The sequence below is a fragment of the Enterococcus sp. H57 genome, assembly GCF_003112495.1.
Classification (GTDB): Bacteria; Bacillota; Bacilli; order Lactobacillales; family Enterococcaceae; genus Enterococcus_B; species Enterococcus_B faecium.
This window is the reverse complement of the sequence record NZ_BEHC01000076.1, coordinates 1-2,561: the sequence shown is the minus strand read 5'-3', so window position 1 is coordinate 2,561 and position 2,561 is coordinate 1. Positions and strand designations below refer to the sequence as shown.

1 protein-coding gene is annotated in these 2,561 nt (G+C 30.7%); it reads right to left on the bottom strand.

Annotated elements, in window-relative coordinates; translation table 11 throughout:
- Nucleotides 1–1,784 precede the first annotated feature (1,784 nt).
- Complete coding sequence (locus DIZ30_RS12605) at nucleotides 1,785–2,087, bottom strand: hypothetical protein (protein WP_002324900.1); 303 nt, start codon at nucleotides 2,085–2,087, stop codon at nucleotides 1,785–1,787.
- Nucleotides 2,088–2,561 lie beyond the last annotated feature (474 nt).

Below are 2,561 nucleotides of genomic sequence, written 5' to 3'. Positions count from 1 at the left end.
CCGAGGAGGCTCATTGTCAAGGACAATCGGAATAGCATACGGAAAGAAGTTCTGCACCTTATAAAATTTGTCAAAAAAACTGTTGCCATTCCAAATACCAGATAATTATACAGCGCAACAGTATATTGAAGATATTTACAATGTTAGATCTGAAATACAAAGAGTTCTAGATAGAATTGAAAATGAAATTGGTAAGATAATGATGGAAATGGAAAGATCGTGATAAAGTTTTTGTTACTATTTTTAATAATGCAGCAAAAAAATATTGCCACCATTTTGCCACCGATGACTGAGGTTTTCTCAGGTGTTTTGAAATGACCTAAAGATAGAAGAGATTATTTAGTTCCTTTATAACCTTTAATACTAGAAGCTTAGAGACTATCTTAGATTAATAGAGAATAGTACAGTTAGATTATTGCGAAAAGAAGCCTTCATGGCCGTTCTGAAAATGGATGAGGAAGAAAGTAAGAAGTAGCAAGGAATTTAGGAGTTTCTTAGCTTCCAAAATTTGTGAAATTCAAAAATATTCGCCCTATGTTCGCCCAAGTTTTTACTTGGGCGAATTTTTTGCATTTTAAATCAAAGATCTTTTCAGACGTTGGGCGAAAATATCAACAGCTTCATTTTTCATTTTTTTGGTTACATGTGCGTAAGCATCCATAGTAGTAACTAATCTAGAATTACCAACTCGAGCCTGGATTTCTTTTGGGTTTGCCACCGGATTGTTACCGGTGGCTTTTTTTGGTAAAATTCAAGAATTTTTTCTTAAATTCTCCATGATATCTATCGTTTCAGTTTTTATCTTATTTGTCACATGAGAATAGGTGTACATCTAATAATGCCTTGGATACCTTGGAATCAGTGGATGAGTTGGAAACAACTTTGGATTAATCAAAAGAATCCATGTATAAACTGAGTTATGCCGTTTAAGTTAGCGCAGAATCCCTAGCTATTTAAAAAATGGTTTGGCTAAGATCTCTCAAAAAGAGTATTTATTCAAATAACTTTTTAGAAAAATAATTAGGCTAGAAACAAAAGAAGCCAGCTACAAGAGCTGGAAAAGTTAATTTTTTGAATTCAGATAAATTAATATACAAATAAAAAATACTATCGAAAACACTAACCCAACTAAATAATTGGATAAAAAAAGGGGATCAGAATCTGAATCATCCCAAATCTTGATCATGAAATAGATAAATGGGAGGAATGAGACGACCAATAAACAATCTTTTTTACGCCATATTTTCAAACAACTTAGAACAATAATTTTATATGCACAAGTAACCCAGAATAAGATTTTACTAATAAATAACAAAGTTATATCCTCTTTATTTTTTCTCTTTCCCAATATATTTATTTTATCACTATTTATTTATTATGAGAAAGAAATGAGACTAAGGGGAGAAGTCACAACAAAGTTTCTGAAGAAGAAGTATATAAAATGGCAAATCGGCGTGTTGTTAATGCGAGTGAGGCTATTCGTAAGTTTGGATTTCTATATTGGATAATGATCGTCAATGGGAGGGAACGGAATAAAAATAAAAGACGGATTTTACGATAGTAGTCATGGTATTGATGGTTAAATACTAGATATGCCGATAAAGTACCCTAATTAATTCGGATTGAAAGAATGATGAAATGCGATAGACAGCAACGGTTGAAAAATAGTAAGAACAATTAGGAAGAGTTGAAATTCACATCCTTGTTTTTACTATTTCCGTTGCTGTCTATCAATTTATAAACATCAAAGTTATGTTTACTTAAAATATATCAATTGCTTATTGTCAAAGATAAATATAATACGCATCAGCTTCCGAAGTAACAGAATTTACCTTATGGAGTCCTTCTAATTTGATGTGGAGTTCATTGGCAACTTCTTCAATATATTTGTTAAATATCCTATTTTCTAATTTTAAATAATTAGCAATCTCTATAGAAATAACTTTTTTACGTTCTTTTCCTATAAACTGAATATTAAAATTCCTTATAACGTTGTTTCTATCACTTTCATTAGGAAAGCTACTTCTCATTGATACATATTCTTTTATAGATGCAAGAGTGCTTTTTATCATTTGAAATTCATCCATAACTTAACCTTCTCTAATTATTTTAATTTTAATTTAATTATACATGATACTTCTGTTTTTAGCCATTTTTTTGCTGAAGAGAAGATTGAGGTCATTATGCAGGAGAAGAATGAAGAGGCAGCTAATTAGTCAAATGAAAAATTTGATAAAACAAATCAAACACAGATTACAATAAATGGTCGTTTTTGCAGTTTGATCGTGTAAGATTTGTAAAATAATAAAGCTAAGATAAGCACAGCGGTTTCTAGTAAGGCGTATTATGAATTGATCCACAACAAGATAAATCAGAATTTTATTTAAATGAGTAAAAAAAGAGAAAATAAGGCACTTAAAGTCTAGCGACTACCGTTAGGGGAAAAGATAAAAAGATTCTTTTCATAACCCGTGGTGCTAGTTAATTTTTTCCTAGAGGAAAATGTCTAAACATGTTGGTAAATCAACAAAAAAACGCATATAGTAGTCTCAAAACTCCCA

Excerpts from the sequence above, each read along its gene's own strand:
- DIZ30_RS12605 (WP_002324900.1), bottom strand. The coding sequence starts at position 2,087 with ATGGATGAATTTCAAATGATAAAAAGCACTCTTGCATCTATAAAAGAA.